The sequence below is a fragment of the Halalkalibacillus sediminis genome, assembly GCF_002844535.1.
GTDB lineage: Bacteria > Bacillota > Bacilli > Bacillales > Alkalibacillaceae > Halalkalibacillus_A > Halalkalibacillus_A sediminis.
In genome coordinates, this window is sequence record NZ_PJNH01000006.1 from 1 (window position 1) to 25,935 (window position 25,935).

A 25,935-nucleotide genomic window follows, 5' to 3' on the forward strand; every position below is an offset into this window, starting at 1 on the left:
CATACGTGTAGTCGCGTTCTTGGTTTGGACCGATTTCTTGAACGACGTTTCCGTTTTGGTCGTATGCAAAGGTGTGTTCGCCAGCACGCGTCACTTGGTTATTGGCATTATACTCGTATTCTGTGACATCACCATCGGCGTTTTCCGTTAATCGATTACCGACATTGTCGTACGTGTACGCCACGTGTTCAGATGGTTCTACGTAGTATTTCGGCTCGTTGAAGCCATAAATTTAGGCTAAGGGCATAAAAAGAAACCTTGATTAGCGTCTAGTCAATCAAGGTTTACACCTATATTAGTTACCTCTTTGTCTTATGTACTTACTCTTTAATTTTTACTTACCTAAATCACCCAAGAATATACTTTACTTATGAAGGATCATTTTTAATAACTTCATTAGAAACTTCTTTATTATCAATAAAGTATTCGGAATTTTTTAAAAAATATAGGAATCGTACCATCAACTACTACTCTCTAATGTTAATAAAAATAATTATATAACTAATTAAATTTTTTTAATATGTTAAGCCAACTAAGAAAATATATATAGTAATAAAAACTAATAATAGATTATAAATACTTATCACAGAACTTACTAATAATAAGAGGATGTTTTCTTTTAATTTTACTGCTTTAATTAAACACAATATATGAGTAATATATAATATTACACTCAGCTCAACCGGCCTATAAAAAACCTCAGTTGTTAGTTCCATTGATTTAAACCACAAGTAAATTGATAGAATTGATAATAATAGTGCGCAGCTTGAATAGAGACAACTGCGATTTAAAACCTTTTCATTTATCATAATTAGTTACCGCCTTTACATAATGATTTGGGAAACACCTATGCAAGTGGTGTTTCCCAATTCAGCTCTATTTCATTCTAATAAAATTTGAATTAACAAGCATGGCAATTTGGATTTGGATAAACAGGGTTAATGATATCATCTAACATTCTCTTTAAAACATCGGGGTTGGTCTCATAAAAATTTATAAAATCCGGTACAATATGATCTACTGTCCAATTTAATCGATCTTCGAGTTCTCCTACATTACCATCAGGATAATGATCTGTAAACCCGCTATTCTTATTTGGAACTGGAGAAGAAAAAGGCCTCACATTAAGCGTTTGATAGAACAATCTATCATCCATTCTGGAAAGTGCTTCATAAGTTGCTAAAGCAGGACTAAATACTTCATCCTGAAGTGTAACACTTTGCTCATAAATTGCTAGTTCAACAGTTCCTTGTTCTATTAAATCCTGTTTGTTCGTTTTCTTACCTTCATCTATTAAGTTCCAAGCTTTATAAAGCTGATTATCAAGTTCACCTTTATTATAAATGGCATCTATCTCTCTCATCCCCCCTTGTTGGTAAGCTAAATGCTGCCAGTAGATGTCTTCGTAAACTGATTTATTACCCTTTTGCAATAAATTAAAAACTTCTTCAGGATCTACTTCACCTAAATCAGGGAATTTATTGAAAGTAACTGTATTAAGAGAGTTTATAATCCAGCCTTCATTCTCCATTTGACGCATTGCATCACCAACATTTTCAGATGCAAATGTAGCTAGTCCAGCCCACATGAAAACATCCGGATCACTTAAATACATTTCCGCATAAGCTTTATTAATTTGTTTATTCCTTTTAATTGGATCTGCGTTTAGATCCACTATATTTGCCGCTTTGCCTTTCCAATAACCAATACTTCCATAACCAACATTTGAACCTGATGAGTTAAGTGCCATCATACTTACCAAGTTTTTAATATCCACTGTACCAACATTAAAAATTTGCTTAAATTTTTCTATAGGATTATGAAAACTCATCGAATCTGAGAACACTTGGGTGCTGCCCTCAGGCACTTCCCCATGTTTGATGAGGGTTTCATAGTTCCGTTCCATCAGCTCTTCAGCTGTGGTGACTTTTTCATAACCGGTTCTCGTGGTCTCATACCAATAGTGATCTTCTGGGCTGCGATTCACCGGTTTGAGCATCCCATCTTCCATGAGGTTTGCTCGGTGGGTGGCTGTATAATGCCAGCCGACGGTCGTGACGACATCCCACGTCAGGGTAATCGCTGTGTCGCTGACTTGCTCTCGATAATTTTGGGTCTGTTCGCCCACGGTGTAGTGACTTTGGAAGTCATAGTACCACTGTTCCTGATAGTTCCCGACCTCAACATACTCGGTAAAGTTTTCCTGTGCGCGAACCTCTGCCGGTACACGCCCCGTCGGATCCCAGAAGTTGACGGGATCGTTCATGACATACGCATATCGGTTTTGTGATAATGGGTTGTCGAGCGTTCCTTGATACGTATCTTCTTGTAAGAAACGTCCAATTTTTGCGTCATATACACGTGCTTGCATGTCCACTAAGCCTGTATCCTGGTCGTACTGATGTCCCGTGTAACTGTTCGTGTTGTATGGTGCCGTGATACCCGTCATGAGGCCACCGAAGGCATCGTAACGATAGCGTTCAATAATATCGCCATGGCGATCGGTCAGTTCACTGACGGATGACATCCCATCATAATGGTAATACATTAAGCCTCCCGTTGTTTTCATGCTCGGGTTTTGACCTGGAATACTGCGGCCGTGATAGCCGAACATCTTTTGGGACACGACACGGTTGTTGGGACCGGTATGGTATTCAGCATACGGTGAACCAGCTGGGCTGTATTCTTTGTGCGTCACGTGAGACTGACCTTCATAGAAAGTTCGGCTCTCCACCACTTCCATCTTTTGTTTGCCTCGGCCGCGTTTGTCTAAGCCCCACGCGTTCCCTTGGCCTGGATGGTCATCAACATTCGGTCCTTTGCCTTTCCCTTTCCCTCGACCAGGATTCATAGCTGGCCCATGGCCTTGGCCAGGGTGTTGATCCAGAATCGGGTCTCCCAGTTGACGCCACATGCCACTTTCTCGTGTCGCTTGACGACCTAAAGCATCATAGCCGTATTTGACATAGCTTTCATCGCCAAACATCACCGCACGCAAGCGATTCGCCGCATCATACGTGTAGTCGCGTTCTTGATCTGGACCGACTTCCTGAACGACGTTCCCGTTTTGGTCGTATGCAAAGGTGTGTTCGCCAGCACGCGTCATTTGATTATTGGCATTGTACTCGTATTCCGTGACGTCGCCATCGGTATTTTCGGTTAACCGGTTACCGACGTTGTCGTACGTGTATGCCACATGTTCAGATGGTTCTACGTAGTATTTCGGCTCGTTGAAGCCATAGTTTGACTCTTCTTCACTTTCAGTTGCTTGTGCAGGTGTAATGGTAAACAAATTACCTATCCAATTAAAAACATCTTTAATGGCTTTTCCAATACCCTTGAATACTTTAGCAATATTATCCTTTGTTTTAGTGAAGAAGCCTTTATCTTCTTCCTCTTCTTCAGCTACATTTTCTGCTGGATCATCTGAGGCATTATTATTAGTTGATTGAGTTGTATCTGTTCCTGCTTCAACGTCTTCTTTTTCGTTTTCATGCTCAGTTTCTTCTTCCTCAGGCTCTTCTGTATTTTCTTCTTCATTTCCTTCTTCTTGTTCTAATGTTTCTTCATTATTTTGTACTACCGTTTCTTCATCACTTTGTTCTTCATTAGTTAAGTCAACCTCAACCACATCATCTTCTTCTGATGGCTCTGTTTCTTCTGCTTCCTCATCCTGCCATGTTGGTGGTTGTAGGTTACGACTCGTTTTGGTTACTTCACTGTGTTCTTTTACTTCTTTTACTTCTTTTACTTCTGTTTCTTCTTTTGGATCTTCATTTTCTTCTTTATTATTTTTTGGCTTATCTTCTTTTGGATCTTCATTACGATTGTGTTTGCGATTTTCTGGGAAGTATGGTTCCGTTGATAAGTTATCTAATTTTTCCTTAGGATAATAGATATCGGTTAATCGACTTAAAGCGTCATATTCATAGGATGTAACGGCTCCATCTTCCTCGATTTGTTTGGTTCGTTTGCCGGCTTCATCGTATTCATAGTCATAAGAAGAAACAATTCCTTCTTCCATACTATTTTCAACACTCGCTAGGTTACCGTCAGGTGTATAGCTTTGTTCAATAACATTGCCATTTGCTAGATTTTGTGTCTGAAGACGCCCAAGTGAATCATAGTTGAACGTACTCACATTCTCTTCAGGGTCCATCATACTTGTCATGAGGTTACGCTCGTTATACTCATAAGTCGTCGTTCGATCTTCGCTATTCGTTAAACTAAGAATATTACCGACCGCATCATAATCGAATTGTAATTTCTTATCGATGTTCACATTATACTGTTCGGTTATACGGCCTAAAGAGTCATAGCTGAATTGATCAATGGAATCTGGAGACTTCATCTGAGTGAGTCTGCCAGCTTCGTCGTATTCATAGTGTTGTTTTAGCCCGTCAAGATCCTTTCTCTTTATTTGACCACGTTTTGTGTAGTCATATTCAATCGATTGATCATTTCTTGTAATTTCTTCTTTTAACTGGCCAGCTAAATCATATTGATATTGATGGGTGTTACCTAGTCCATCGGTCTCTTCTACAACTCTACTATTTAGATCATATTTCCACTCACGTGTATTACCATTAGCATCAACTTGTTTAGCCAGGTTACCAGTTTCATCGTAATTATATTTTGTGACACCGTCTAAAGCGTCTGTCACTTTGGTCATCTGGTTATTACCGTTGTAATCAAACTTAGTGACTTGATTTAATGGGTCTATTTCTTTGACTAGATTACCAACGGAATCATACTCGTAAGCCCAAGTTGAACCGCTCGGTGTTTGTTCTTGGATTAGACGGGATCTTTTGTCGTATTCATACGTACTTGAATCGCCTAAAGCGTTCGTTTCTTTGGCTAGGTTACCGAGTTCATCATATTCAAACTCTGACTCATAATCCTCTACGTCAATCTGTTTGACCATTCTATTTAACTCATCATATTTGAATTCGTTGTCGCGTCCTAGAGCATCTGTTTCCTTAACGGTGTTTCCGTTAGCATCATACTGATACTTGGTTTGGCCATCAAGTGGATTTGTGACACTAGTTAACCAGCCTTTAGGGTTATACTGATACGTCCACTCACGCCCATCATCAGTTGATTGTCCTAGCATTCTACCAAGCTTATCGTATTCATATTCCGTCGCAAAGTCAGTCGGATCTAATTCTTTAACTAGATTACCTACTTCATCATATGCAAACTTATTTTTATGCCCCAGTGGGTTAGTTGTTTGTAATACTCGACCTAAAGCATCGTAGTCGTACTCCCACTCCCCGCCTTCTGGATCTTTTTCAAGTACTAGATTACCAGTTGAGTCGTACTCAAAATTCGTAGATCCTTCACGAGGGTTTGTTTGTTTTGTTAGTTGATTGTTTGCGTTGTAGTTGTATGTTGTAGCGTTTTCTAATGGGTCAACCTCTTTTGTCAGATTACCTACTAGATCATATTCAAATTGTGTTTTTTGTTTATTCGCATCGATTACTTCTTTAACATTATCTAAAGCATCATAGTTATATTTTGCGATTAAACCTAGGTCATCTTTTTCACTTTTCAGTCGACCTAAGGCATCATAATTGAAAGTAGTTGTGTTTCCTAATTTATCTGTCACTTGTTTTACTTGTTCTAGTAAATCGTATTCAATGACTTCTTGATTGCCTTTAGGGTCTGTGATAGTTCTTATGCCTTTAGCATCATCATATTCAAATGTTGTTTTGTTTCCTTTAAAATCAGATTTAGTTAGAGCTCGACCTAAGGCATCATAAGTAGATGTTTGCTTATTGCCGAGAACATCGACATATTTAGTCACATTACCTAATGCGTCATATTGATAAGATTCTTTTTGCCCTAAGGCATCTGTCATTTCCTTGACGCGACCGAGAGCATCATATTGGTACTTAGTCGTAGCATCCTTGGGATCTGTTATCTTAGTAGGTCGACCAAGTACGTCATATTGATAGCTTGTTTGATTACCTAATGGATCTTGGATGGTTTTGACTTGTCCAAGAACAGTGTAATCGTATTCAGTTATATTACCTTTAGGATCGATTTCTTTTTTAACTTGATCGAAGTTGTTATATTTCCACTCATACGTATTGCCTAAAGGATCTGTTTCAGTTACAAGACGTCCTGCCGCATCATGGCTATATTTTGTGGTACGTCCTTCTGCATCTGTTTGTTTAATTTGACGTCCTAAAGCATCATATTCCCATGTCCACTCGCCACCGTTAGAATCTTTCATATAATCCACTTGACCAGACGGGTGGTATTGGAAAGCGGTTACCTGATCTAACGCATCTACTTGTTTACTTACACGACCAGCAAAGTCATACTCCGTGGTTGTCGTGTTTCCTTTAGCGTCAGTAACGGTCTGTTCTCTACCCATGACGTCATATGTGAATTTTGTTTCTGCCCCACGATGGTTGATGGTTGCTTTGAGTTGGCTATATTTGTTGTATTTATATTCGGTCGCTAAGCCCAGTGGGTTCGTTACAGTATTTACACGGCCTAATTCGTCATAGGTATATTCAGTTGCTTTACCATTAACCCCGATTTCTTTAATGACTTGGTCTAAGTTGTTATATTTACGTTCTGTTGTTTGACCTAGTGGATTAATCGTTTTAACTAAACGTCCTCGGTCATCATACTCGTAGATTGTTTCGTCGCCTTTAGGATTAGACATATTCTTCAAGCGATTGTCTTCATCATATTCATAAGTGGTTTTTTCACCATCTGGGCGTACGTATATGACCTTATTCGTTGATTCGTCGAAGGTCCATTTATGTGTACGTTCTCCTTGATCGGTGTACTGCGTTAACCGTCCATGTTCGTCATATTCAAAATGTACCGCTCTTCCAGCTGTATCGATTTGTTTGGTGACACGGTTTTGGCTGCCATAGGTGTATGAAGTTGTTTGTTCTAGAGGGTTTGTAATGACTTTAACTCGACCTGCATCGTCATACGAATATTGCGTGACACCGCCTGCAGCGTCTTTGACATGAGTCAAACGCCCCTGTCCATCATAAGTAAAAGAAGTTGTTTCTCCTTCTCCATTTGTTTGAGATTTTAACAAACCGGCATCATCGTACGTATAATTTTCTACAGCTTCATCAGGTAGTGTTTTCTGTACGAGTCGCTGATTTTTATCAAATTGGTAGTATGTTGATGATCCGTTTGGATGTTTGGTCTGCTTAAGTTCACCATTATTGTTATAGATATATTCGGTTACATTACCATTGGCGTCAGTCCAAGTCGTTTGGTTACCGACTTTATCGTAGGTCCACGAGTTTTCGCGGCCCATTGGATCAATCACTTTCGTACGATTGCCTTCTATATCATAATCAAACGATAGTGTACGGTCATATTGGTCTGAGATTTTAACAATATTGCCTCGATCATCATAGTCATAATCGAAAACTTTTTGAGTTGTTCCAGTTTTGATTGTAACTTTATCGACGCCAAATTCTTCATAAAGATAGTCCGCTGTCTCAGTTGAACGATCAATATGAGTCGGGCGACCCAAGACATCCCTTGTAAAAGTTGTGATTTCCCCTTGTGGGTTTTCGATCGTTTTAATATGACCAAGTTTATTGTATGTGTAACGGGTCACGCCTGCAGCGTCAGTGATTTTTTCAACTTGACCTTTACCGTCATAATCATAGGTAGTGGTACGGTTAATTGGGTCTTTGATTGTTTTAATGCGACCTTGGTAATCGTACGTGTACGAAGTAACAACGCCATTTCCTTTATCTTCAGTTAAGACATTGCCTCTTGCGTCATATGAATAATTAGTTGTCGAGCCATTTGGCAGTGTTTCTTTTGTAATTCGACCTAAATCATCGTGTTCGTACAACGTTTTTTTGCCGTGAGGGTCTATGACTTCTTCCACAAATCCCTGGTCGTTATAGACCATTTCCGTTGTATTGCCTTTAACATCTGTCATATGAGTCATTTGACCACGTTCATCGTACTCGAACTCAACGTATACGCCTTCTGGGTCAATACGTTTTTCTAAATTCCCTTGTTCATCGTACTCAAATTTCGTAACACCTTTTAAAGGATCAATAATTTTAGTTGGCTGCTCCCATTGATCATGGTATTTGGTTTCCGTCACACCGCCAGCTAAATTAACTTTCTTCGTACGGTTGCCGTGGTCATCGTAAGCGTAAGAAATCGTTCCCTGAGGTGATGTAATACTTTTTACATTATTGTCGTCATCATAGGTATTTGTAGTAACTTCCCCTAACGGATTTTCTGTACGTGTGATTTGACCATCATTGTGCTCATAGGTCCATTTATTATTATCAATGTCGGTAACTGTCGTCGTGTTGTTAGTGTAAGACATGCGATAGTAGACATCTCCATACATTTCAACACTTGTAATTTGCTCGTTTGAATTGTAACTAAAGTTAGTAGTTTCACCGTCTTTTGTAATAGAAGTGACGTGGTTATTCGAATCATAAGTGTATGCTAAAGTGGATCCGTCAGCACGAGTAATTTTTTCTAAACGATTTTGATTATCATATTTGAATTGAACGGTTCTACCGAATGGGTCCTCGATCGAATCTATTAATTTTCCATTCCAATTAAATGTGATAGTACGTCCTGTTGTATCAGTAATTTGTTTTAGCTTACCAGTTTTCGTATAGTCATACTCAAATGCATTTCCATAGCGATCTTCCTGACGAATCATTTTACCTTTTCTAGGATCGAAATCGTACTCATGGTCTTCTGGCGGCTCATAATTTGGACTGTTCGGATCGCGCCATGGAGCGTAGTAGCCATTATATGTAACCTTTGATCCGTCTTTCTTTGTCACAACATATTGATCATCATCTTTACTAATACGTGTGAGCTTAGTTCCGTCTTCTAATTCTTCATAATAACCTTTGTGAAGTTTATAGTTGATTAACGGGTCATCATCATAGCTTGTGACCGCCGCTTCTTCACCATCCATAACAAAGTTATATGAATGCACACTTCCGTCAGGGCGTGTTTCAGCTATGTGAAATTCAGCGTAAAGTCTTAATTCAGATTCAATATTAGGCATCCATCCTAAGCCCAAAGCAGTTTCTTCATCTAAATCTTTCATGTATGAACGTTCGAAAATATAGTCTGCTCCGATTCCTGAAAGTTCTAGATCAGTAGCTTGTAAGTCTAGTTTTCCTGTTGCTAAGTTGACAGGGTTTTCGAATTTCTGGGTTGGGATATCTTCTGAGGTAGGGTTACTTTCTCGGTGATTAGGAGCGACGGTTGGAGTCATATCCCCTTGCATCGCAGGTGGTAGTGTAGGTCCAATATTCTGTGTTGGTTGTGGTAAAGGTGCTGGATCTTGTCCGATTTCCGGCATGAAATCCATAATTCCTCCAGGATTCATCAAATCAGCCGGATTCAGCTCCCCTTTTTCAGCATTAAGATTGTTAGTAGCATTTTGCGGATAAATTGGTGTGCTAGTAAACACAAGCAAAATAACAATCAAGCTAATTAATACTCTTCTCGTCTTTCTATAAGCTTTTTTCAGCATAAAAGCTTTCCCCCTATATAAATTACTGACAAGTTGTAACTTCGTGGTGGGGGCTGTGACGTTGAAAGGGGAAAGCCTTAGTTGACCGCACAAAAAATGTGCATACCAAATTAAACTTGCGGTTTGGAATGCACACTTATCTTACTTTTTTTGCAACCCAGCCGTCGTAGCACCTTTGTCTTGCTTTAGACCTGAGGCTTTGCGTCCCCGCCTTTCAACGAGTTTGCCCATACATATAAAATTGTGGTTATAAAAACCTAGAAAATAATTCCTATAAAACGAATTACACCCAAATGTTATATAACTTTGTGACTAAAGTCAACCTACATTTTGACATTTTTATGCATAATTCTTCAATTATCGTGGGGAAAGGTCTACAAGAGCCCAAGTTATATTTTGGATCATATGACCACCCTTTCCGTATTAACTGCCTTAAATACAAACCCCGTATTACCATTAAAGTGGTACGGGGTTTGTATAATACAGTCTAAGGCTTTTAATTTGGATCAGTCTCTTTTTTTTCTCAAAACTCTACATATCATGATCCGATTTCTGTTTTTGCTGAGAATGATTTCGCTGTTTTACTTTGTGCGAGCCTTGCAGCGGTTTGCCGTATGGCTGTTTTGGACTCTTTGGTAAATTTGGTTCTTCCTGTTGTTTTGGCCCTTTAGGTCGTCCGCTCATTTTCTATCTCCTCCTTCGCTGATTTACAGATATCTTTTGACAAGAGAAAGAAATTCATACTTTGAAAAGCTAAATCTTAACCGCACTTACCTAATCCATGTATTGTATATCTTATCAACTTACTTTGGCTCATAAAGATGGGGTTTTTGAATTCTCTGTTTACTTATTAAAGAGTTGAGGTAAGGCTTCTTACAAAATAAATAATTTATAGACAAACCATATTCAATCTGAGGATTTCGTTTAATATTCGAAAAGACAAAAGAATTAACATTAATGCCTTCTAAAAAAACATATGTTTGATTAGGAATGTAAAAAAGATGATTTTGGTCTTGAGCTTCCATTATTAAGCCCGTTTCAGTTACTAGTAGAGGGGCTTGATCTGCACCATCACCTATTTTTAGGAGGCATGCATAGGTTGAGATCAGTAGGTGTAAGCTTGGTTATTCTTGCAGCTATTTGTTGGGGCGTTAGTGGAGGAATTGCGGACATTTTAATGAACAAGGGCTGGGATCCCATTGTCATTTCCCTTTATCGAGGGGTTGTTGGCTTTGTATGTTTTTTCATATGGTTTCTTTTACGATTCAAACAAAACTGGACCACCTCTACTCGTTTATATGTATGGGCCTTATTAGCTGGTGTTGGTGTCGCTGGGAATTTCACTTTTTATTTCCTTGCTATTCAAGCCTCAAGCGTGGCGGTTGCTGTAACTTTGATGTGCACAGCACCAGTGTTCGTCCTTGTCATCTCTTTTGTATCAGGAATCGAACGCTCGACTTGGTTTAAATGGGGATGCATCTTCGTTGTACTTATGGGGATTATCATGCTTACAGGGGCCTACAATACTGGATCATTATCAGTCGGTTTTCTAGGAGTGATTTTCGGGCTTGCTGCTGGTCTGTCTTATGCGTTATTTATATTCGGTTTTAAAAACGCCTCTTCGATCGGAAGGCCACAAACCATCTTAACCATCGCATTCTTTTCATTTTGTCTCGTCCTTTTTATTATTGCGGACATTGATGAAGTTGCTAGTGTCGCAGTATCAAACGACGTAGGCTGGTTTTTTTTATTGGGGATCCTTGGGGCTGGAATTTCGTTTATGTTGTACGTGGTTGGCATACGGTATATCGCCCCAACCACCGCTTCAATGGTCGCCATGATCGAGCCGGTAACAGCTGCTTTGTTTGGCTTTCTGCTTATTGGAGATCATTTGACCCTCATTCAACTTCTTGGAATGGCGCTTATCCTGATGACGGTAGTTGTGCTTAGTGTGAGGAAGCCTGTTCGTTCTAAATAAGTTTTGACCAAATAGCCTTCCAGTTGCTTTCCCTCCTACTTTTCAAATGCAAAAAAACAGGGTATATGTAAATTAATTAATATTAAAAAGGAGTTTGAAGAGCAACTATGGCTTACTTACTATTAATAGTCGGCTTCGGTCTTTTAATTAAAGGGGCTGATCTTTTCGTCGATGGATCCTCCAACATTGCTAGGCTACTCCGTGTCCCGCCAATTTTGATAGGGTTAACGATTGTAGCTTTGGGAACAAGCTCTCCTGAGGCAACCGTTAGTATCATTGCAGCATTACAGGGAAATTCTGAAGTTTCACTGGGGAATGTAGTTGGAAGTAATATCTTTAATATCACTCTAGTAGTGGGTATTGCAGCGTTTCTATATCCATTAATAGTTGAGAAAGAAACAACCAAAAAAGAAATACCATTTACATTGCTGGCTAGTGGAGCTTTACTCGTACTGATAAGTGATATGGCATTCCAAGGGTTGAGTGAAAACTTGCTGACACGCGGGGACGGCATCATCTTTTTATTGTTTTTATCCATTTTTATGTACTATGTGATTGAAGTCGGTATGAAAAGTCGAAAAGAAACGATACATGAACCAATTCCTTCAGACATCACTTGGGGAAAAAACAGTCTGTTAACGCTAGCAGGTTTAGTAGCTATTATTTTTGGTGGAGACCTGGTGGTAAACAACGGGACAACAATTGCCTATGATCTTGGCATGAGTAATACACTAGTAGGGCTAACCATCATTGCGATTGGTACATCACTTCCTGAGTTGGTCACATCCATATCCGCTGCATTGAAGAAAGAAAGTGGAATTGCACTAGGGAATGTGGTGGGAAGCAATATTTTCAACATTCTATTTGTACTTGGGGCTTCAGCTGTAATATCGCCTTTATCTGTGAATGGAAAGATATTTATCGATGTGATGATCATGATTGCATTGAGCTTGTTATTGTTCTTATTTTCAAGGACACATTATACAATTGGTAAAAAAGAGGGCATTGTCCTTGTGAGCATGTATATCATTTATCTAGTTTATATTATATTGAGAAACTAGAATCTTTTACATTTTTATAATTGAGTATTATTTTTTTCTAAAACATTAAAAACCACTGAAATTAATCAGTGGTTCTCTACATGTTTTTTAATTTGGGCCAACCTAATGACTAATGTAAATTGTGGTAATCACTTAAGTTCCATATTAGGATTCTGGTTTTTCTTCTCCCATAGAATCAAGTAATTGCGTGGTGGCTAAGGCACTAAATGGTAATGGGAGATGATTTTTAAGTCCTTGGTTGTTAGCAGCTGTTAAATCATTCAGCAAGATATTCAAAGTAGCATCTGCAGTCCACTCACTCACATCACTCCAATTTCTAACTACCCAGCTATCACCTGTACTGACTTGTAACAAGTTCAATAACTCGTCTTCAGGTAAGTTGAAATGTTTCGCTAATTTAAGACCTTCCGCAACGGCATTCACATTAATTCCTAGAATAAGATTGTTTATTAACTTGGCAATCTGGCTATTGCCTGTTTCGTTCCCGTAGTAAAATATGTTGGAACCCATCGCTTCAAAATAAGGCTGAAATGACGTTACGATATTTTCAGGGCCAGAGACCATAATGGATAAAGTGCCTGCTTCAGCACCGGAAACGCCTCCACTCACACCAGCATCAATTAAATTCAAGTCACTTTCGTCTTCTACTTTTTGGTTTAATTGTTTCATCGTATCTGGGTCAAGTGTACTCATACAAATAACAGTTTTACCTTTCGATTCACCAGTCAAAAGACCGTCCTCTCCAAAAATGACCTCAACATTCTGATCGAAGTCACGCACCATCGAAATAATCGCTTCATCAGCTTGCTCGGCCACCTCTTTTAAAGTCTCTACCATCGTTATTCCTGCTGCTTTAGCTTTATCGTAAACGCCTTTAAAAGCATCATAACCGATGACTTCAAAACCAGCTTTCTTTAAATTAACCGCCATCGGAAAACCCACTGCTCCTAATCCTACGAAACCAATTTTCTTACTCAATGATCTTGCCTCCTTCAATAATGTTTTTTCTAATAAGCTTTTATCTCAGATTTGTTAATATCGTAACCGCTTTCATAATTCACATCAAATAGAAGGCATTTTAACCTCAATATTAGAAACATTCAAGCTAAACTACAATTACTGAAGACACAAAAAAGAAGCTTCTCAAAAATTTGATGAATTAATGAGAAGCTTCAAAAAATTTATGTTAGCAAAATGTTAGCATTTTACTAATTTTTTATTCAAAAGGTTCGGGGACAGCTTACATCATGCCGCCCATTCCGCCCATGCCACCCATGTCTGGCATGCCGCCACCGCCGTTGTCTTCTTCTGGAAGATCTGCGACGACTGCTTCAGTTGTTAGGAACATAGCTGCAACTGATGCTGCGTTTTGTAGTGCTGAACGAGTTACTTTTGTAGGGTCGACGATACCTGCGTCGATCATGTTCACCCATTCGCCTGTTGCTGCGTTGAAGCCTACGCCGACTTCTTCGCCTTTCAAGCGTTCAACAACGATTGATCCTTCAAGACCTGCGTTGTGTGCGATTTGACGTACTGGCTCTTCTAGTGCGCGAAGAACGATGCTAGCACCTGTCGCTTCGTCACCTTCAAGGCCTAGGCTAGCAACCTTGCTGTAGATGTTGACTAGCGCAACTCCACCACCAGAGACGATTCCTTCTTCAACTGCTGCACGAGTTGAGTTCAATGCGTCTTCGATACGAAGTTTTTTCTCTTTAAGTTCTGTTTCTGTAGCTGCACCAACTTTGATGACTGCTACACCGCCTGCTAATTTCGCTAGGCGTTCTTGTAATTTTTCTTTATCGAATTCAGAAGTTGTTTCTTCTGATTGCGCACGGATTTGATTTACACGAGCTGCTAGCTTGTCAGGATCTCCAGCACCTTCAACGATTGTCGTGTTATCTTTTGTTATAACAATCTTGTTCGCGCGACCTAGCTGATCGATTGTAGCACTCTTCAGATCTAATCCTAGATCTTCAGTGATTACTTCAGCGCCAGTTAGTGTTGCGATATCTTCAAGCATTGCTTTACGACGGTCACCGAAACCAGGAGCTTTAACAGCTACTGCGTTGAACGTTCCGCGAAGTTTGTTTACAACTAATGTTGCTAGTGCTTCACCTTCAACATCTTCTGCGATGATCAAGATCGGCTTGCTTTGTTGTACGACTTGCTCAAGTACAGGAAGTACTTCTTGGATATTAGAAATCTTCTTATCTGTGATTAACACGTAAGGATTTTCTAATTCAGCTTCCATTGAATCTTGGTCAGTCACCATGTATGGAGAAGCATATCCACGGTCGAACTGCATACCTTCTACTACTTCAAGCTCAGTAGAGAAACCTTTTGATTCTTCGATTGTGATGACACCATCGTTACCCACGCGGTCCATCGCTTCAGCAATCAATTGTCCAACTTCGTTATCAGAAGATGAAATTGAAGCAACCTGAGCGATTGAATCGCGACCTTCAATTGGCTTAGAAATGCTGCGTAACTCTTCAGTAGCAACCTGGGAAGCTTTTTCGATTCCGCGGCGAATACCAACTGGGTTCGCACCAGAAGTTACGTTTTTAAGTCCTTCAGTAATCATAGCTTGTGCTAGCACCGTCGCTGTAGTCGTACCGTCACCAGCGATTTCATTCGTTTTAGAAGCAACCTCAGATACTAACTGAGCACCCATATTTTCGAAATGATTCTCTAATTCGATTTCTTTTGCGATTGTCACACCATCATTCGTGATTAATGGAGATCCGAATTTTTTCTCAAGAACGACGTTACGTCCTTTAGGTCCTAGTGTTACTTTTACAGCATCTGCTAACGTATCTACCCCGCGAAGCATCGCGCGGCGAGCGTCTTCACTAAACTTGATTTCTTTAGCCATTTCAATGCCCTCCTCAAATCTATCTCAATTCATTTTAATAAAAATATGGAGCGTCCCTCATTTTAATAGAAATGAATTCTGACTAGACGCGCCCGATGTATTTTTTAATAACTTCCAAATGTATTATTCAACTACTGCAAGAATGTCGCTCTCACGTAAAACAAGATACTCCTTGCCGTCTGCGTTCACTTCTGTACCAGCGAACTTAGAATAAATGACACGGTCGCCATCCTTCACTTCTAATGCAACTTTCTCGCCATTGTCTGTCACACGGCCAGAGCCTACAGCAACAACCTTACCTTCTTGTGGCTTTTCCTTTGCAGAATCAGGTAGTACGATTCCACTTGTTGTTTTTTCTTCTTGTTCAATTACCTCTACAACTACACGATCACCTAGTGGTTTTAACACGGTTAAAAACCTCCTCCGAAATATGTTGAAGATGATTATTAGCACTTAACATTAGTGAGTGCTAATTCCAATTTATATATTAATGAAAATCAGAAATTTTTGCAAGTAGTAAATGCAAATTTTTGTTTCATTTTTTTATTTAGTATAGAATGGTCATGAGGTCTTTCTAGTCGACTTTACAATCCTATGTAGAACTTGGCCCATTTATTACTCGAAGGAGAAGATCAACTTGCCTAAACGCTATTGGTACATAATATTAACCTACTTACTTGTTCAGCTTGCTCTACCCTTTCCTATAGTCATAGGATTAAAATGGTTAGCACCTGGATTAACTAATTCACAAATTGAAACCTACGCGCTACTTGGCGCTTATGCTATCGGACTTGTGTTTTTCCTCTATTTACTGAAGCCAGACATGCAACGATCAGAGATGAGAAACGGACCAGGAATTGGTGGTATCATCAAATGGTCACTACTTGGTGTTGTATTAGCATACCTAACGAATATAGTCGTAAACCTTATTAATATAGAAATCATCGGGCTTGAAGGTGGCTCTGAAAACACAGAAATGATCATGAATAAAATCGAGGAGAATTGGCTATTCCTGTTGCTACCGATTTTATTCGCACCGATCTTTGAGGAAATCATTTTCCGTAAGATTATTTTCGGTCAACTGAATAAAAAGATGAACTTCTTTTTCGCAGCACTCATTTCATCACTAGCTTTCGCTGCGTTACATTTGGATTTCGAGTTCATCCTATCTTATTTCGCAATGGGTGTTGTGTTCGCTTATCTTTACGTTAAAACAAATCGAATCATTGTTCCTATTTTTGCGCATATGGCGATGAACACAATAGCAGTCGTGTTGTCTTTGGCCATAGATGTTGAGGATTTGGAACGTAGGTTAGAAGAGATGGAAAACGCAGCCACAATCATACTTGGAGGTCTAATCTAATGAAGATTTCCCCGGTTTTTCTAGCAACGATTTACTTTCTGATGGGGATCGCTTTTACTTATATAGCAATCGAAAGCGCGACAGACACGATATGGAATCTGACGACGATCATCTTCATGCTGATCGCCACATTTGAATTCGGTGTCGCCATCCGGATGTTCACCATCCATTCCCTGATGAAAAAACAAAACGGAAAAAAGAAGAAATAAAGAGGAAGACGAATTCGCTGATCGAATTCGTCTTTTTTATATGGATACAACTTCACAGGAAGCTATTCCCTGACTTATTGAATATAAACCCTGACTCAGGACGCCTGAACACTTAATAAGAGTACCCAACTGCTACAATCTATCAATTAGAATGGATTATCTAACACTTATTCCACGGAATCTAACAGTCAGAGTCTCCTAACTAACACTCAGCATCAGTTTTCTAACACTTCGGGTCAATTATCTATCACTTATCACTCATTATCTAACACTCAGCCAGAAAACCACTACTCTTCTTTCTCATCGAACCCTTTCATTTTAAAGGCGAACGGTACTGCCAACACTAGAATGACTGCAGCGACGATAAAAGCTTCGTTGATTGCTTGCATCGTTGCTTCTTGAGTAGAGATTTCCTCTAATAGCTGTAGCTGACCGCGGCGGATCTCGTAGTAAACAGAGAAGAACACGATTCCGAAAGAGGATGAGATCTGGCGGATCAGGTTGTTCATCGCAGAACCTTGTGCGACGAGATTCTCAGGAATCTTATTCATCCCTGCGGTTGTCGCTGGCATGTTGGCGAAACCAAGCCCCGAGCCATGAACAATATAAATCGCCATCAAGACCCAATAAGACGTCGATAGCTCGACGAATCCTAAAGCCAAACTAGCTGAGGCCAGGATCATTAGCCCAGTCGGAATAACGACTCTCGGACCCTTTTTATCTAACAATCTCCCACCAATACTCATGAACACTCCACTCATAAGTGCGCTTGGCAAAAAGATCAAACCTGTCCGGACCAAGCCCATCTCAAATGCCTCTTGAATCATATATGGCAACAAGAATAATCCAGAAAATAATCCGATAGAGGCTGCAGATGTCACGATGATCGAATAGCGGTACGTTTTGATTTTGAACACGGACAAATCAAGTAAGGGCTCATCCCGCTTCAGTTCATACTTAATAAACACAAAAATTAATATCGCACCTAGTATAAACAATCCTATATTAGAGACATTCAATAACGCCTCAAATTCACGCCCCTGTCCTAATACATATAGCACAGAACCTACCCCTGCCGTGATTAGCGCGAAGCCTTTCCAATCAAATCTTAAAGCTGGATTCGATTCGGTAGGTTTCAAGTATTTCGTCGAGAAGAATAGACTTAACAACGCAAATGGAATATTGAATAAAAATAGGAACTCCCAGGCGAAGTTCTCTGCGATGACCCCGCCGATCGTCGGCCCGATAGCAGGTGCCACCATGACTGAAACTCCGTATACACCTATTGCGAAACCACGTTCATTTTTTGGGAAAGCATTAAATATCAATGCCATCGCATTCGGCATCATCAGACCACCGGCCATACCTTGCACCGCACGGGCAGTAATGACCATCCATAAGGTCTGCGAAAGCGCCCCTAGAATCGAACCGGTCATAAATAACACGAGACCGATCAGATAGACTTTCTTTTTACCGAAACGATCCCCTAAAAAGCCAGTAAGAGGCATCGTCATCCCCATGGCAATCATGAAAATCGTCAGGATCCAACTGACTCCGACCGCATCGGAATCGAATATGTACATGAATTCCGGTAGTACCGGATTCAACATGCTATTGTTCAAAATGACTGTGAAGGTACCGAACAGCACCGCAAATACGACCAGCCATTTACTACTTATTTTACTCATTGAGCTACTTCCCCCGCATTATACTAAAAAACTTCGACTTACGAACTATTTTACACCTTTCGACGGTAAAAGAAAAGCTCACCTTTAGGTAAGCTTTTCGTTCATAGGATTAATTTTTCAATAAATAAATCAACGACTGAAGTTCAATCGACAGGTCAATATGGTGAACACGTACATCATCTGGTACGTCTAGTCTGGAAGGTGTGAAGTTCAATATCCCTTGTACGCCTGCTTCTACTAACGTCTCTGCCACTTGTTGTGAAACATGAGCCGGAACCGTCAAGATTGCTAAGTTAATACCTGTCCGATTGATTTCCTTTTCCAAGTCATCAATATGATAAATCGGTATACCCGCGATTTCTTTTCCAACCTTATCAGCATTAGAATCGAAAGCGATCTCAATCTGTGTATTATCATTTTTCATAAAGTTATAATGTAATAAAGCTGTCCCTAAGTTCCCTACACCGACCAAGGCAACTTTAGAGACTTCATGTTGATCTAATATGTTTCTGAAAAACTGGATCAAATGCTGAATATCATATCCGTACCCTTTTCGACCAAGTTCACCGAAGTATGAAAAATCCTTTCGAATTGTAGCAGAATCGACTTTAACAGCTTCGCTCAACTCTTTGGACGAAATCCGCTGTTTTCCTTGTTGGTATAATGTATTTAGATGTCTATAATACAAAGGCAATCGTTTGGCTGTTGCCTGTGGAATTTTTTCTTCTCCCATATGTAAAAGGCTCCTTTATGAGTAGTTGTTTAACCTTTCTAAAATCTAAAAAATAAGATACACTAGTCCACGTTGAGGTGAAAACTATGATTGTCATGCAATTAAATGAGATCAGTAAATCGTTTGGTGCTGACCTTATTTTATCGAAAATCAAATTAGAAGTACATCATGATGATAGAATTGCCATTGTGGGCCGTAACGGTGCCGGAAAATCGACACTACTCAAAATCATGGCCGGGCAAATGACTCATGATGATGGAGATATATTCAAACCGAAGGATGTTACGATTGGTTACTTAGCACAGCATACAGGACTCGATTCCAAGCGTACAATAAAGGAAGAAATGCTGACTGTGTTCGAATCAACCATCCGTTTAGAAAAAGAACTCCGTGAAATGGAAGCTAAAATGGCAGACCCAGACATCCTGGAGAATGCTGAAAAATATGAACTGTTATTAAGCAATTACGATGAGAAGCAAAACTACTTCCAATCGATCGGTGGCTTCCAGTACGAAGCTGAGATCGAAGCTGTCTTACATGGTTTGCAGTTCGGGTCCTTCGACTTCGAAACGCCGATTCATGAACTCAGCGGTGGCCAGAAAACAAGACTGGCATTAGGGAAGTTGCTTTTATCCAAGCCGAATATTTTGGTGTTGGATGAGCCGACGAACCATTTGGACATTCAAACCCTTTCCTGGTTAGAAACGTATATCAAAAATTATGACGGCGCTGTCGTCATCGTCTCACACGACCGATATTTTCTAGATGAAACGGTCAAAACTGTATACGATGTCGCTTTCCAGACCGCTACAAAATACAAAGGAAACTACACGACCTTTTTACAAAAACGTGCAGAACAATACGAGCTTCAGATGAAACGTTTCGAAAAACAGCAAGAAGAAATCAAGCAACTGGAAGAATTCGTGCAGAAAAACATTGCTCGTGACTCTACGAGTAAACGAGCTCAATCGAGACGAAAGAAACTAGAGAAGATGGAGCGCATCGAATCTCCCGATATTGACGATAAGTCGACTAAGTTCTCTTTTGAAATCGAACGGCGAAGTGGGAACGATGTGCTGAAAGTCGATGACCTGACGGCAAAATACGCTGCGTTGGACAAGCCGATTTTTCAAAATGTATCGTTCAGAATCAATCGAGCAGATCGTGTGGCAATCGTCGGACCTAACGGTGTCGGTAAGTCTACCCTTTTAAAAGCGCTTCTGAACCGGCTAACTCATGTAGAGGGCAATATTCAAGTGGGAACCAACGTCCAATTCGGTTATTACGACCAGGAGCAGTCATCTCTGACCGGAAACAAAACGGTTCTTCAAGAACTGTGGGACGATTATCCACTGAAGCCAGAGAAAGAGATCAGAACAATTTTAGGGAACTTCCTATTCAGTGGAGATGATGTTCTCAAGACGATCGGCATGCTCAGTGGTGGTGAGAAGGCCCGCATACTTCTTGCAAAATTGATGCTGCAAAGAGCGAATGTGTTGATTATGGACGAACCGACCAACCATTTGGACTTAGACAGTAAAGAAGTTTTAGAAGCAGCGTTGGCAGAGTATCCTGGGACGATTCTTTTCGTCTCTCACGACCGTTACTTCATCAATCGACTAGCTACACATGTGATGGAGATGACCGCTTCAGGCACACGTACATTCATCGGAGATTATGATTACTACATTGAAAAGCTGGAAGAAGAGAAAGAAATTGAAGCTCTTCAAAAAGCCAAGCACCAAGAACCAACACAAAACGAAAAAAACAAAAACCAATTCTATAATGATAAACAAGTAAAAAGTGAGATTCGTAAAATTGAACGTTCGATCCAATCAATTGAAGAACAGATCGAAGAACATGAAGCTATCATCGAAGTTGAAGGGCAAAAAATGTATGACCCTGAACTTACCGCAAATGCAGATGAGCTTCATAAGATTCAACAGACCATTCACGACAGCGAAGCAAAAGTCGAACAGCTGATGGAAGAGTGGGAAGAACTACAAGAACAACTCGGTCAATATAAATAAGATTAGCGCAAGCTCCCTCTAGGCACATTGTCTAGGCGCTGGAGCTCGACATCGAATCCAGGGTTTATTCCCTGGATTTTTTCTATACACAATTATTTTGTTCATTAACAGACTTATCCACAATTCAACCCCTTATTTGACGGTTATGCACAGACTTATGCACATTATCCACAGAAAAATTTGATTTTTTCCACAAAAATGTTCACAAGTTAGAAGCTGGTTACATCTGCTTTCATAAAAAAATCCACAGCTATGTGAATAACTGTGGATAATCACTATTCTAAGATTAAACCTGGATTAGCATTCAAAGTAAAATCAGAGAAATTTCCTTTTCTATATGAAATAGAAGCTGCCGCACCAATCATCGCGGCATTATCTGTGCATAAATGAAGAGGTGGTATCATCAACGTAATACCTGCATCCTTGAATCTCTCCTCCAAGGCTTCTCTCAATCCTTTATTCGCTGACACTCCCCCGGCAACAATCACTTGTTCGACTCCGTTTTCAACAGCAGCCCGGTACGTCTTTTCCACTAATACTTCAATCACACTAGCCTGAAATGAAGCCGCAATATCCTCTATTCTATACGTTTCATTTTTCTGCTTGAACTGATTCAATTGATTGATCACAGCTGTCTTCAAACCACTGAAACTGAAGTCAAAGGAATCTTTCTCCAACCATGCACGGGGAAAGTCATACACAGGCTCCCCTTGTTGGGCTAAGCGATCCAACTCAGGACCCCCAGGGTATGGCAAATTCAATGCTTTGGCAACTTTATCATATGCTTCTCCAGCTGCATCATCTCGAGTTTCTCCTATTACTTCATACTCTCCATGATCTTTCATGACGATCAGCTCAGTATGACCACCGGACACCACTAACGATAACAACGGGAACTGGAATTCGTTCTCTAAACGATTCGCATAAATATGCCCAGCTATATGATGCACACCAATAAGAGGCTTATTATGCGCAAATGCCAATGCCTTCGCTGCATTTACCCCGACTAATAAGGCCCCGACCAAACCTGGACCTTCTGTCACCGCAATGGCATCAATATCACTCATTGTAAGCTCAGCTTTTTCCAAAGCTTGTTCCAACACCAGCGTCATTTGTTGAATGTGATGTCTAGACGCAATCTCTGGCACCACACCACCGTAACGCTGATGGATCTCCATTTGCGTGGCCACCACATTCGCTAACAGCTCTGTCCCGTTTTGGACAATAGCTACAGCCGTTTCATCACAGCTTGTTTCAATCGCTAATATAATTTCATTCGACTCTTCGTTCATAATTTCACCCACATGACTAAAGCATCTTCGCCATCATTTTTATAATATTTCTCACGTCTACCGACAATTTTAAGACCTAATTTTTCGTAAAGATTTTGAGCAACAAGATTAGATTCTCGAACTTCTAAAGTCAGTTCAGTTGCGCCTTCGCGTTTAGATAGTTCTAGAACCTTATCAAACAGAAATTCTCCATAATTGTGACCGCGTTCCTCGGGAAGTATAGCAATATTGGTTATTTGAGCAGATTCGAGAACGATCCAAACTCCGCAATACCCTATCAAACGTCCCTCTTTTTCTAAAACTAAATAATGAGAAAACAAGTTCTCTGTCAGATCAAAAAAGAAGTCTTTCTTCTTCCAAGGTGAACGAAATGAAGCAGTCTCTATTTCAAAAATCTCATCCAAATCCTCAACTGTCATTCGACGCGTCACCAGCTCAACCATTGGAACCATGCTCCTGGTTCTTTTTAATCCAATTCGCCTCAGCTTCTGTCACTCGATGGTACTCAGGTTGAATGAGGTGAACAGGTGCCTCTTGTTCATCTTTGCCCAACCAAGCTAATTGACTAGCTCTTGGAACACGTGAATAATCCTTTACGATCACCGCGTGCTCTCCAAAGTGTTCGTTGATCAATTCATCAAAATTCTCCCCTTGAGGAGTGACAAATCTTATCGGTTGATTATATTCTTTCAGTTGTCCTAACCAGTCTTCCATTGCGATATTTTGATCCTCTATCACAGCTTTCATATCATCGCCCTCTGATTGATATAGACCAGTGAATACATTACCTCTTCTTGCATCAAAAAATGGACATATAAGCTCCTGAGAATGCATGAAATTCGAAGCAAGTGTTCTCAGGCTCGAGATACCCACAATCGGGATTTGTAGCGTCCAAGCCAACGTTTTGGCAGTTGTCATCGCTATCCGAAGAGCAGTATATGAACCTGGACCATCAGCTACTACGATTTTATCTATGTCAGCTGGCTTCAGATTAACATCTTTCATAACCATTTCTATCGCCGGCATCAGCTGAATCGAATGATTTCTCTTCACATTCACCGTCCACTCAGCTAGTAATGTATTATCGCTTGTTATAGCTACACTCATTGGTTGATTGGAAGTATCAATCGCTAAAATATTCATCCTTGAAGCTCCTCACATACTCTGATCATACGGTTACCTTTAGGTTCAAAATGAAACACACGAGATTGCTCGTCCACTTTTTCAACTCGAATCTCAAGGCGTTCTTCTGGCAGAAAATCTTTAATGAATGTTGACCACTCTACAACTGTAATTCCATCTCCATAAAAATACTCATCAAATCCGATGTCTTCATCGCTGTCTTCAAGTCTATAGACATCCATATGAAACAACTTTTTATCCCCGCGATATTCCTTAATGATTGTATATGTAGGGCTGTTCACGGTTCGCTTCACCCCTAGCCCTTTTGCCAGTCCTTTGGTGAAGGTCGTCTTCCCAGCGCCAAGATCGCCATCCAGCGTAAGAACATCGCCTTCAATAAGCAATTGTCCTAAAGACTCACTCAGTTGTCTTGTCTCTTCCTCTGATTCAGTTGTGAATTTATACATATTATCACCTTTTACCGATGTTGATATCCACTTGATTGCAGCACTCTTCTCTCACCATCTTTATGTAAAAATACAGACGGTTGATCTTTAGTGGACGCCAACACTCTTCCAATATTCGTTACTGTTATACCTACCTGTTTACATTTATCTTTAAGTAACTCCCAGTCTTTCTCGGGGCATGTTCCTACCAGTTCAAAATCTTCCCCGAAAGACAGAATACATTCATCTAGTTTGTGCTCATCGAGTTCGTTTAACTCCTTACGGTACGGGAGTCTCTCCCACTCTATGAGTAAGTTTGTTTTCGATGCCTGAGCAATTTCATTCAACTCAGAAGAAATTCCGTCACTTACATCATTCAGAGAAATTCGATCAAACTTCTCTGTAGCATTTACAAAAGAAACCTGTGGTTCAGGGCGGACGTGTCTCTTAACAAAATAATTATTGAAATCAACTTCATTTCGATTCAATAATTCATAACCATAGCCAGAATCCCCTAGTGAACCAGTAACAAAAACGATGTCACCATCTTCAGCACTTGAGCGATTACGCTTGAGCTCAGGCGAAACTGAACCGAATGCAGTTATGCTAATACTAAATTCTTTTCCAGATACAGTGTCCCCACCGATTAAATCTACTCTATAACTATCAGCTAATTCTTTCATCCCTTGATACACAAGGACTAATTCTTCATTAGATATTTGTTCAGGTACATTGATATTCACTATATAATACCGAGGTACAGCACCCATAGCAGCTACATCACTCAAGTTTGCTGCCAGCACCCGATACCCAACATCTTCAAAAGACATGTAATCTAATGAAAAATGCACATTCTCTACCATTGTATCAGATGTAATCACCAGATCCTGACCAAAGGTAGGTCGGATTATAGCCCCATCATCTCCAATGCCTTTAACCACTGACGATTGCTTATAATATGAAGGCTTTATGCTTTGGATAAAATCAAACTCATCCATAATCTATACCCCTCTTTTTTGACTTCTATTAATAATGAATATCAAGACAATCATAGCAAATATAGAGTAGATAAGAAATAAATAGGTATATTATTAAATCGAACTTATTTTCCCAATAAATTTTTACATAAAAATACCTTGTGAAATGATTTCCACAAGGTATTGATTATTAATATATCATGGCGGTCCGGACGGGACTCGAACCCGCGACCTCCTGCGTGACAGGCAGGCATTCTAACCAACTGAACTACCGGACCATATATATGTTACTCGACTTATAATAGGTTTCAATTTAAAGTATAAAGAAAATAATTTGGTTGCACCCTTCGGGTACTCCTGATTACACTTGCTTCGAAAATTATTGGTTGCGACCTGGTCGCTCCCTATTTAAGTATAAAAAAATAATTTGGTTGCGGGGGCAGGATTTGAACCTGCGACCTCCGGGTTATGAGCCCGACGAGCTACCAGACTGCTCTACCCCGCGATATTGTCATAGAATCCTTTATAGGAATCTAGATAGATTATTACTGCCCGGCAGCGTCCTACTCTCACAGGGGAAGAACCCCAACTACCATCGGCGCTAGAGAGCTTAACGGCTGTGTTCGGCATGGGAACAGGTG

Annotated in this window: 18 protein-coding genes, 2 tRNA genes, 1 rRNA gene and 1 riboswitch; of the genes, 5 read left to right on the forward strand and 16 right to left on the reverse strand. The window is 40.1% G+C overall.

Features of this window, described 5'->3' with window-relative positions; genetic code table 11:
- The 3 genes from CEY16_RS15070 to CEY16_RS14825 all read right to left on the reverse strand — a co-directional run.
- A partial coding sequence (locus tag CEY16_RS15070) for a hypothetical protein (RefSeq protein WP_238378870.1) occupies positions 1-184 on the reverse strand: 184 nt, incomplete at its 3' end.
- Between the two features lie 717 nt (positions 185-901).
- Entirely contained in the window at positions 902-9,520 is an 8,619-nt protein-coding gene (locus CEY16_RS14820; protein WP_101332842.1) for a DUF2515 family protein, read from the reverse strand.
- A 148-nt stretch (positions 9,521-9,668) separates the two neighbouring features.
- Positions 9,669-9,758: riboswitch (cyclic di-GMP riboswitch) on the reverse strand.
- 293 nt (positions 9,759-10,051) lie between these two features.
- Positions 10,052-10,204 (reverse strand): small acid-soluble spore protein P, encoded by a 153-nt coding sequence (locus tag CEY16_RS14825; RefSeq protein ID WP_101332843.1) that lies wholly within the window; start codon positions 10,202-10,204, stop codon positions 10,052-10,054.
- 415 nt (positions 10,205-10,619) lie between these two features.
- Here CEY16_RS14825 and CEY16_RS14830 point away from each other — a divergent pair, with 415 nt between their 5' ends.
- Entirely contained in the window at positions 10,620-11,498 is an 879-nt protein-coding gene (locus tag CEY16_RS14830; protein WP_101332844.1) for a DMT family transporter, read from the forward strand.
- Positions 11,499-11,605: 107 nt separating this feature from the next.
- Positions 11,606-12,559, forward strand: coding sequence for a calcium/sodium antiporter (locus CEY16_RS14835; RefSeq protein WP_101332845.1), 954 nt, complete (start codon positions 11,606-11,608; stop codon positions 12,557-12,559).
- A 144-nt stretch (positions 12,560-12,703) separates the two neighbouring features.
- Here CEY16_RS14835 and CEY16_RS14840 read toward each other — a convergent pair whose 3' ends face one another.
- From CEY16_RS14840 to groES, 3 genes are all read right to left on the reverse strand, one after another.
- Positions 12,704-13,537: an NAD(P)-dependent oxidoreductase gene (locus CEY16_RS14840; protein ID WP_101332846.1), complete on the reverse strand. Its 834-nt coding sequence runs from the start codon at positions 13,535-13,537 to the stop codon at positions 12,704-12,706.
- Between the two features lie 262 nt (positions 13,538-13,799).
- Complete coding sequence (groL, locus tag CEY16_RS14845; protein ID WP_101332847.1) at positions 13,800-15,434, reverse strand: chaperonin GroEL; 1,635 nt, start codon at positions 15,432-15,434, stop codon at positions 13,800-13,802.
- A gap of 123 nt (positions 15,435-15,557) precedes the next feature.
- Positions 15,558-15,842, reverse strand: a complete 285-nt coding sequence (gene groES, locus CEY16_RS14850) for a co-chaperone GroES (protein ID WP_101332848.1) — start codon at positions 15,840-15,842, stop codon at positions 15,558-15,560.
- Positions 15,843-16,071: 229 nt separating this feature from the next.
- Between groES and CEY16_RS14855 the strand changes: the two genes are divergently transcribed.
- Together CEY16_RS14855 and CEY16_RS14860 are read left to right on the forward strand one after the other, a co-directional pair.
- Positions 16,072-16,797, forward strand: coding sequence for a CPBP family intramembrane glutamic endopeptidase (locus CEY16_RS14855; protein ID WP_101332849.1), 726 nt, complete (start codon positions 16,072-16,074; stop codon positions 16,795-16,797).
- On the forward strand, positions 16,797-17,006 hold the full coding sequence (locus tag CEY16_RS14860; protein ID WP_101332850.1) for a YdiK family protein: 210 nt from the start codon (positions 16,797-16,799) through the stop codon (positions 17,004-17,006). The genes CEY16_RS14855 and CEY16_RS14860 overlap by 1 nt, the downstream gene beginning before the upstream one ends.
- 287 nt (positions 17,007-17,293) lie before the next feature.
- Here CEY16_RS14860 and CEY16_RS14865 read toward each other — a convergent pair whose 3' ends face one another.
- Entirely contained in the window at positions 17,294-18,694 is a 1,401-nt protein-coding gene (locus tag CEY16_RS14865; RefSeq protein WP_101332851.1) for an MDR family MFS transporter, read from the reverse strand.
- Positions 18,695-18,803: 109 nt separating this feature from the next.
- On the reverse strand, positions 18,804-19,427 hold the full coding sequence (locus CEY16_RS14870) for a redox-sensing transcriptional repressor Rex (RefSeq protein WP_101332852.1): 624 nt from the start codon (positions 19,425-19,427) through the stop codon (positions 18,804-18,806).
- Positions 19,428-19,513: 86 nt separating this feature from the next.
- On the opposite strand from CEY16_RS14870, the gene abc-f reads away from it, so the two are divergent.
- Positions 19,514-21,457 carry a ribosomal protection-like ABC-F family protein gene (gene abc-f, locus CEY16_RS14875; RefSeq protein ID WP_101332853.1) on the forward strand — a complete coding sequence of 648 codons (1,944 nt, stop codon included), beginning with the start codon at positions 19,514-19,516 and terminating at the stop codon, positions 21,455-21,457.
- A gap of 275 nt (positions 21,458-21,732) precedes the next feature.
- Here abc-f and tsaD read toward each other — a convergent pair whose 3' ends face one another.
- The 8 genes from tsaD to rrf all read right to left on the reverse strand — a co-directional run.
- Positions 21,733-22,749 (reverse strand): tRNA (adenosine(37)-N6)-threonylcarbamoyltransferase complex transferase subunit TsaD, encoded by a 1,017-nt coding sequence (gene tsaD, locus CEY16_RS14880; protein ID WP_101332854.1) that lies wholly within the window; start codon positions 22,747-22,749, stop codon positions 21,733-21,735.
- On the reverse strand, positions 22,746-23,192 hold the full coding sequence (gene rimI, locus CEY16_RS14885; RefSeq protein ID WP_238378871.1) for a ribosomal protein S18-alanine N-acetyltransferase: 447 nt from the start codon (positions 23,190-23,192) through the stop codon (positions 22,746-22,748). Before rimI ends, tsaD begins: the two co-directional genes overlap by 4 nt.
- Positions 23,185-23,892, reverse strand: coding sequence for a tRNA (adenosine(37)-N6)-threonylcarbamoyltransferase complex dimerization subunit type 1 TsaB (gene tsaB, locus CEY16_RS14890; RefSeq protein ID WP_101332855.1), 708 nt, complete (start codon positions 23,890-23,892; stop codon positions 23,185-23,187). The genes rimI and tsaB overlap by 8 nt, the downstream gene beginning before the upstream one ends.
- Positions 23,889-24,338 carry a tRNA (adenosine(37)-N6)-threonylcarbamoyltransferase complex ATPase subunit type 1 TsaE gene (gene tsaE / locus CEY16_RS14895; protein WP_101332856.1) on the reverse strand — a complete coding sequence of 150 codons (450 nt, stop codon included), beginning with the start codon at positions 24,336-24,338 and terminating at the stop codon, positions 23,889-23,891. The genes tsaB and tsaE overlap by 4 nt, the downstream gene beginning before the upstream one ends.
- Positions 24,339-24,349: 11 nt before the next feature.
- Positions 24,350-25,315, reverse strand: a complete 966-nt coding sequence (gene thiL / locus CEY16_RS14900; RefSeq protein ID WP_101332857.1) for a thiamine-phosphate kinase — start codon at positions 25,313-25,315, stop codon at positions 24,350-24,352.
- Positions 25,316-25,495: 180 nt separating this feature from the next.
- Positions 25,496-25,572: transfer RNA gene (locus CEY16_RS14905), tRNA-Asp, on the reverse strand.
- A 150-nt stretch (positions 25,573-25,722) separates the two neighbouring features.
- Positions 25,723-25,799: transfer RNA gene (locus CEY16_RS14910), tRNA-Met, on the reverse strand.
- Between the two features lie 45 nt (positions 25,800-25,844).
- Positions 25,845-25,935, reverse strand: a 5S ribosomal RNA gene (gene rrf / locus CEY16_RS14915); the annotation flags it as partial.

Bases quoted from the DNA above. Each gene is read 5' to 3' on its own strand.
- thiL (WP_101332857.1), bottom strand. From the start codon at position 25,315: ATGGATGAGTTTGATTTTATCCAAAGCATAAAGCCTTCATATTATAAG.
- tsaE (WP_101332856.1), bottom strand. From the start codon at position 24,338: ATGTATAAATTCACAACTGAATCAGAGGAAGAGACAAGACAACTGAGT.
- CEY16_RS14820 (WP_101332842.1), bottom strand. From the start codon at position 9,520: ATGCTGAAAAAAGCTTATAGAAAGACGAGAAGAGTATTAATTAGCTTG.
- CEY16_RS14825 (WP_101332843.1), bottom strand. From the start codon at position 10,204: ATGAGCGGACGACCTAAAGGGCCAAAACAACAGGAAGAACCAAATTTA.
- abc-f (WP_101332853.1), top strand. From the start codon at position 19,514: ATGATTGTCATGCAATTAAATGAGATCAGTAAATCGTTTGGTGCTGAC.
- CEY16_RS14835 (WP_101332845.1), top strand. From the start codon at position 11,606: ATGGCTTACTTACTATTAATAGTCGGCTTCGGTCTTTTAATTAAAGGG.
- tsaB (WP_101332855.1), bottom strand. From the start codon at position 23,892: ATGAATATTTTAGCGATTGATACTTCCAATCAACCAATGAGTGTAGCT.
- CEY16_RS14860 (WP_101332850.1), top strand. From the start codon at position 16,797: ATGAAGATTTCCCCGGTTTTTCTAGCAACGATTTACTTTCTGATGGGG.
- tsaD (WP_101332854.1), bottom strand. From the start codon at position 22,749: ATGAACGAAGAGTCGAATGAAATTATATTAGCGATTGAAACAAGCTGT.
- CEY16_RS14865 (WP_101332851.1), bottom strand. From the start codon at position 18,694: ATGAGTAAAATAAGTAGTAAATGGCTGGTCGTATTTGCGGTGCTGTTC.
- groL (WP_101332847.1), bottom strand. From the start codon at position 15,434: ATGGCTAAAGAAATCAAGTTTAGTGAAGACGCTCGCCGCGCGATGCTT.
- rimI (WP_238378871.1), bottom strand. From the start codon at position 23,192: ATGGTTGAGCTGGTGACGCGTCGAATGACAGTTGAGGATTTGGATGAG.
- CEY16_RS14870 (WP_101332852.1), bottom strand. From the start codon at position 19,427: ATGGGAGAAGAAAAAATTCCACAGGCAACAGCCAAACGATTGCCTTTG.